Annotated in this window: 5 protein-coding genes; 3 read left to right on the forward strand and 2 right to left on the reverse strand. The window is 35.1% G+C overall.

The features are described 5' to 3' along the window. Window positions 1–1,284 (forward strand): UbiA family prenyltransferase (locus tag ABIL69_11430; GenBank protein ID MEO0124599.1); only part of this gene is annotated, 1,284 nt, incomplete at its 5' end. Between the two features lie 32 nt (window positions 1,285–1,316). Here the strand turns inward: ABIL69_11430 and ABIL69_11435 are convergent. Both ABIL69_11435 and ABIL69_11440 read right to left on the reverse strand, forming a co-directional pair. Next, a complete protein-coding gene (locus tag ABIL69_11435) occupies window positions 1,317–3,620 on the reverse strand; it encodes a DNA translocase FtsK 4TM domain-containing protein (GenBank protein ID MEO0124600.1) in 2,304 nt (767 codons plus the stop codon). Window positions 3,621–3,758: 138 nt separating this feature from the next. Further along, entirely contained in the window at window positions 3,759–5,636 is a 1,878-nt protein-coding gene (locus ABIL69_11440; GenBank protein MEO0124601.1) for a glycoside hydrolase family 99-like domain-containing protein, read from the reverse strand. A gap of 410 nt (window positions 5,637–6,046) precedes the next feature. On the opposite strand from ABIL69_11440, the gene cas6 reads away from it, so the two are divergent. Both cas6 and ABIL69_11450 read left to right on the forward strand, forming a co-directional pair. After that, window positions 6,047–6,799, forward strand: a complete 753-nt coding sequence (gene cas6, locus ABIL69_11445) for a CRISPR-associated endoribonuclease Cas6 (protein MEO0124602.1) — start codon at window positions 6,047–6,049, stop codon at window positions 6,797–6,799. Between the two features lie 9 nt (window positions 6,800–6,808). Continuing rightward, the coding region (locus tag ABIL69_11450) for a DEAD/DEAH box helicase (GenBank protein ID MEO0124603.1) at window positions 6,809–7,493 on the forward strand (685 nt) is incomplete at its 3' end.

Consider the following 7,493-nt stretch of genomic DNA (forward strand, 5'->3'; position numbering starts at 1 on the left):
GTAACCAAGGTGGCAAGTATCGGCACTGGGCTAATAATAATTGTTCCCATAATAGATGCAATTTTTTGTGGCGGTTGTTTTATTACTTACCCTTCAAGACTGGAAAAGTTCTTTCTTCATTTTTTAAACCCATTCGTATCACTTGTTGATATTGGTGTTTCATCAGGGCAACGAATAGTCATTTTTTTAATTTGTTTGCTTGCTGGCTTATATGGATATATAATACGAAATAAATTTATAAGTGGTATTACTACTTTCCTGGTTGTTTTAGTGATTATATTATTTTCAGGCGGACTTACCACTATACTTGCCGGAAACAGGCCGGAGAATATCTATATAAACGGTGGGATACTCAATACCGATACCCAGAAATTTTCTGCAATATATTTCATCTTTTTCGTGATAGTTTTCTTTTTTTATTTGTATTTTTTAGACCGAAAAGATTTTCATATACTTATTTCTTCAATGCGGGTAGAAAGGCTGGCATTTTACGGGTGCGTTAGCCTATGTGGTTTTATCCTTGCAACAAAACAATCCGGGGTATTTCACAAAATTGATTTGTTCAACTTTTTAGGAATTTTCCTTATATTTCTTTGCCCTTCGTTTGGATTCTGGGCTTTACAACTCTTTAATGACTTTTTTGATTTACCGATTGACGAAATTTCCCGAAAAAGTAATCCAGTTTTAATGGGCATTAAAAGAAAATATTATTTTCTGGGTTGTTTTTCAATTTTTTTGATTGTAATAATTGGTTCATTTATATTGAATTATCAGGCATTCCTTATTATGACTGCATTTTTACTTTTGGGAATTATTTATTCAATGCCACCAGTTCGTCTCAAAAGATTCCCACTTATTTCAACTTTTATAATAGCGGTCGTTGTAATATTGTCTATTTCCATTGGTTATAGCATTATATATTTTGAAGAGATTTTCGCACAAATTCCGAATCGCTTAATTTTTGCCCTGTTATCAGGAATTACAATCGGATTTAGTGCCAAGGACATTGGTCATATTGAAGGAGATAGAAAAAATGGTGTAATCACCCTGCCTGTTCTTTTATATAAAAAAGAAACATTATCGGGCAGATTTCCTTTTAGTTTGCTATTAAGTTCAAGTTTTATGATAATCACAATTTTTATTCCCAAAATTTTGCCGGGTTCTTTAATTGCCTTTTTTATAACTTTTTTTTATACCCTTTTGAGTAAAAATCCAAAAGAATGGTTATATTTTTCTATACTTTACTTATTTAGTTTTTATCTTTTGTTTAGAATATTATTTTAGAGATTATCTACCTGGACTTAAGATATAATGTTTTATTGATATTTTGCGATGATTGATTCTAATTCGTCTTGATTTTGTATTAAGACCTTTCTTGATTTACTGCCCTGGAATGGTTCAACAATTCCTGCGGCTTCAAGTTGGTCAATTATTCTCCCTGCGCGTGCATAACCAAGGTTTAATCTTCTCTGCAATAAAGACACACTTGCAACCTGGTGTCTGAATACCAACCTTGCTGCCTCGGGAAACATTGGGTCAACTTCGCCTTCAGCTATTTCTGCGGTGGTAGTCTCTTCTACTACAATCTCACCTAATTTAGGGTAATAACCGAGTTCAATGATCTGGTCTATTTTCTCGTTGGGCATAATATTCATCAAAGATTTTTTCTTTTCATCAAAGGCGGGATCATCCTGGTCAATAAATACTGTCCATAATTCTTCATCAAGAATTGTTGTTATTATTTCATTAAGGTCTTCTTCAATGTCTTTCAATAATTCTATAAGATACTGGCGGGCAATCAACCTGCTTATTCCACATACTTCATCGGTGGAAATATAAGCACCATGCAATCTTATGGGTGTTCCTTTACCCGGAGGTAGAAAAAGCATATCACCTCTGCCCAATAATGATTCGGCACCGTTCATATCAAGGATTGTTCGTGAATCGGTTTTAGAAGCAACCTGAAACGCTATCCTGCAGGGGAAATTTGCCTTTATAAGTCCAGTTATTACATCCACTGATGGCCTTTGTGTTGCCAGAATAAGATGGATACCAACAGCCCTGGACATTTGGGCAAGTCGTGTGATATTCTCTTCAATTTCACTTGGTGCTGTGAGCATCAAATCCGCAAGTTCATCAACAATTACTACGATATAAGGTTTGATATCTCCGTTTTTCTTTCTCATTTTTTCATTATATCCGTCAATATCGCGAACATTCTCTCGTGCAAAATCACGATAACGTGATTCCATTATTCCGACCAGTGCCTCAAGTTCTTCAACTGCATCTTTTGGTTCGGTTATCGCTTTGCGTAAAAGATGGGGAATGGAATTATACATAGGTAATTCAAGCCGTTTGGGATCAATCATCAAAAATCTTACATCCCGATAGGTAGTGTGATAAAGCAGACTGGCGATAATCGTGTTAATACATACACTCTTTCCCGAACCCGTGGTTCCGGCAACAAGCATATGAGGCATTGTTGATATATCGTCGCTTACAGGATTTCCAGTTATATCTTCGCCCAACACTATTGCCAGGGGTGAAGGGTTATTATCAAAATTTGGGTCAAGGAGGCAGTTTTTTAGATACACAAGGCTTCGCTCTTTATTGGGTACTTCAATCCCAACGGCTGATTTTCCGGGGATAGGCGCAACAATCCTTACTCTGGTCGCCTTTAATGCGAGTGCCAGGTCGTTATCAAGATTGGCAATCTTGCTGACCTTTATTCCGGGTGCAGGTTCAAATTCAAATCTTGTAATCACGGGTCCAGATTCAAAGTTTACAACCTTACCCTGAACATCGAACTCAGCCAGTCTTTGCTCTAAAATTTCAGATTCTTTTTTCAAAATTTCTGTATCAACCCCAACTTTTTTTGTCGGTTCGGCGAGGATATTCAAAAATTCTGTTTTAAAATCAATCTTAGGAATTTCTTTTTTCTTTTTGATGCGTATCTTTTTTTCTTTTGTTACCTGTTCATTTGACTCCTCTTCAAAATCGGTCTTAATTTCTTCGTCAGGCATTTCAATCTCTTTTTCCTCAACTTTGGTAAGTGTGTCTGGAATTTGTTTCTTTGGGATAATGAATTTTCTCATTGTCATAAAGATAATGACAAGAATACCAAAGGCTAAAATAATGTATGTGCCCGGATATCCGAAGTATTTTAACAGAAAATCTTTGATTATTGTTCCGATAAATCCGCCGCTATCAATATTTTTATAAGGCGTCCAATTTAAAAACAGCGAAAGGATTATATCTATAAGCACACCAATTGGGATTAAATATAAAAGGTGGTAGCCGTCTCTTCTTTCTTTTTCAAAAAGATACAGATAACCGAAATATAAAAGTAAACCCGGGATCACAAAAAAATAAAGTCCAATTATTGAGAATACCCAGAGGGATATATAATAACCAAAAAGTCCACCAAAGTTTTTATACCTCTCTTCAGGAAATAACAAAAAGGAAATCTGGGATATTAAAAAGAGGATACACAAAAATAAAGATATTATGCCGGTAAGTTTTCTTTTCTTTTTTTCTTCAAGGAAACGGGATACATATATCAGAACTGCGCAGGCAAGTGTTAATATAACAATTGCGATGACAAGCATCAGAATTTGCATATTTTATTTTACCTAAAATTATATCATTGTCAAGTTATTATCAGGTAGATTCCTCTCCACCTAATCTTATAGAATATTATCTTTTGTTTTAATAAAATCTATGCATATTTTTGAAATTGAACTACAAATTTTAAGCATTTACTTCAAATAGATAATCTTCTGGACAGTTTTGTCATTTTGAATGAAGTAGATTCCATTATTGAATAATTTATTAACTTTCCTCCCGGTAATGTCATAAACTTCAATATTGCTATTCTTAAATATTTCCGGTAATCTGCCGTAAAAAATATTGGTTCCAATTAATGGATTTTTTCTTCCAGACATTCCCGCCTTTTCTTCTATGTAAACCCCTCCTGATTTTTTGGTCAGAATTTTGATGTCATCCACATAACATCGGTAATTTCCAATTTCCGAATTAGGGTTATCATCATAAACAAAATATATTTTGTCAATTACTCTGTTCAGCAAAGGGTAAAGGTCTACTTCAATATACCACCAATTACCTGTTGATTCGTTTCTTATTTCCGGGTTCATTAAATTTTCATTCTGGTCTATACATTCAGAATATTGCAATTCAAGCCCATCCGTAGTAATGATTCCTAACATCAAATGGGTTTTTTGATAGGGATAGATGAAATAACTCAAAAAGGTGGCTTTATCTATAGGTATATTCGGAATATCAAAAAGCAGATATTTACAATAGGAATTCTGGGTTGAACTTATATCTTCGCCTGCAATTCTCAGGTAATAATTGCCCGTAAGGACCGGAACCCCATATTCTTGCGTCACCCGTCCTGCCTCGGGCCGCGGGGCAGAACCATATCCATCTACACCCTGTGATGAGTAAACAGAATCTGCAAAAGGCAATGGTTCTCCATTCTCAAAACTCGTGTAAAATAAAATGCTATCGGTTTCACCAAAAATATAGTTCAATGTATTCAGCAGGTCAAATTCATATCCTTTGTAAACATAACCCTGGGTATAAGCAATGCCGGTAGAACTGGTATCGCGAGAACAGGTATCGGTTAGGATGGTTGGTTCAATCTGGGTATCTTCATGCCACTCATTCCAGGAAGTAATAACCAGCCATCGGCCTATTTGATTGTCTAAATGAATCTTTGATGTTATGAGTGAGCGTCGGAATGTTGTAGTATGGTCCCAGGTTTGTTTATACTGATTGGGAATTGCATAATGGTTAGCCTGAAGTCTCACTCCCCGGTCATTAAATCCGGGCATGGCATTAGAGATGAACCGTACACCAAGTGAATTGGCTACATTTTTATATTCATTGAATTTAGCACTGACATTTTTTAAAAAATTAGTATTGGCAGGATACCCGGCATATTGAGAAGGGCCATGCATGTTATAACTCGTTATCGCATCAAAACAGGCGATGCGCGCTTGATTAGGTGTTCCCCAGTATACTTCATCACCTACTAAGAAAACATTGTATCCTTGATTCTGTAATAATGTCCGGACCGAATCAATAGCCCCAGCGTAATTCCCCGTGAAGGTGCGTGTAAGATAAATAAAGACCACGGGCCGTCCATTCCAGAAGAGATATTTTGGTTGATTGAAATAATGCTGCGCTATATATACAAAATCAGAAATGAAAATATTGAAAATTGTAGGATTGTCAAAATTTATTGGTGGTTCGCCAAGTCTTCCCGGTGTTTCATAGAATAAGCAGTATTTCAAGTTGCTGCCATTAAGTTGTGGTGCTATATAGTTCAAAATTGTTGTATTCTCCCAACTATTCGGTCCCCACCATGACACCACCCAGAAGTCAATTCCTTTGCTCAAAGACCAATTGATATGATTTTGTATCAATGTGGCATCACGTGAGGAATATTCGCCGAGAAGGGGAGGTTGAAAGATCAAAAGTTTTTTTCTCAAATATCCTTCCTGCCAGTGGCGATTATAATCATACCAGGGATAATAATAGACCCCTATAAAATAACTTTCGCTACGAGCACAGATAAAAATTGTAAAACAAACAAAAAGTAATTTTTTCATAGAATAATTTTACTCAAGTTTTACGGTATGTCAACTCCCCAGCACACTCAACTCTTAATATTTATTTGAAACCTACTTTTACGGATTGATACAAATTCACATTTTTGTAATATCATTCAAAATTCTCTTTGTTGTATACTGTAAATTTGCAATACAATTTTGATTCCTATTTGTTTTATTGACAAAAATCCGCAATCCGCAATTCGCAATCCGAAATTTCCCTCTAAATTCCTCTTTAGTGGATTGCTGTAAATCCGCAATCCGCAATTCGCAATCCGAAATTTCCCTCTAAATTCCTCTTTAGTGGATTGATAAGGGTCATCAATTGGAAATAGATTGAAAAAAGTAAACGAAACTATAAAATTCAGACTTGACATAGTATAGAAAAAGATTATACTACTAAGAGTTAAATGAGAATAAAGATTACCATAGAACCAATCAATAGAGAGGGTATAATACTCCCGAGACATTATAACTATTTAATTCAAGGGTTTATCTACAAAAGCTTAAAGAAACAAATCGCAGCAAAAGTACACGATCAAGGATTTCTTTATGAGAAAAGGGCATTTCGTCTTTTTACATTTTCCCGTCTTTTTGGCACCTTTGAAAATGCTGATAACTCAATTATCTATAAAAAAAATTGTATACTCTATGTTGCCTCACCGTTAACAAAAATTCTTGAATCATTCGTCAACTCTCTTGCCAAAAAGGGCAAGATAAAAATTGGAAATAATTACCTCCAGGTTTGTGCAATTGAGGTCCTTTTTACAAAGGAGTATAATTCACTAATATATGTACGGACTCTATCCCCGATAACGGTATATTCAACACTATTAACAAAAGATGGCCAAAAAAAGACCTATTATTATACGCCATTTGAAGATGAGTTTGGCAGGCAAATAAGAGATAATCTTCTTAAAAAATATGCCTTAATAAATATAAATAATAAAGAATGTGTTAATCTTGATTTCAATATCCTACCCCATATCGTATCCAAGAAAAACGAACATATAATTTTTTATAAAGATACTGTGATCAAAGCCTGGTCTGGGATATATAAGATGGAAGGCTCTAAAGAACTACTGAATATTGCCTTTGACTGTGGCATCGGTGCCAAGAATAGTCAGGGGTTTGGGATGATAGAGGAGTATTCATTGTATTAGGGGTCAATTATGGATTTTGAAATTTTTTACAAAGATTTCTTAAGTATATCCAAACCTTACTCCCACCAAGAACAAGTATGGAAAATATTTGAAAATTGGAAAAAATTAAATTTTCCATTATTGGTTAAAGCACCAACTGGTTCTGGAAAAACAGAAGCAATAATCGCCCCATTTCTCAATCAGTTTTTGGAAAATAATTTCTTCATTACTCCGCGATTGATTTACGTTCTGCCTATGAGAGTTCTTGCCGATTCAATCGCCAAAAGGATTGAAGGTTATGCAAAAAAAGTTTCTCCATATATTTCTGTTCAAATTCAACACGGAGATACACCGAATTCTCCTTTCTTTATTGACGACATTATTGTCACTACCCTTGACCAGTTTCTTTATGGTTTTGCGAGGGCAAGCCTCCAGGTGGGTAAACATATTGATGTTCCAGCTGGTGCCATTGCTTCTTCTTTGGTAGTATTTGATGAAGCCCATATGTATAGAGATGAGTTTACTTTTGCCATAATGCGTGCCCTGATGGAGATATTACACAAAAGTAATATTCCCTTCGTAGTTATGACTGCTACTATGCCTAAAAGTTTAGAGGATAGCCTTTTTGAAAATATTCGTTTGGATGGTAATAGAAAGATTCTTGGTAATATAAATTTAAACTCAAGTTTAGAGATAAGCTTATATAAAGAACCCC

Source organism: candidate division WOR-3 bacterium, from assembly GCA_039802005.1.
Lineage (GTDB): Bacteria > Hydrothermota > Tepidihabitantia > SM23-42 > JAOAFX01 > JAOAFX01.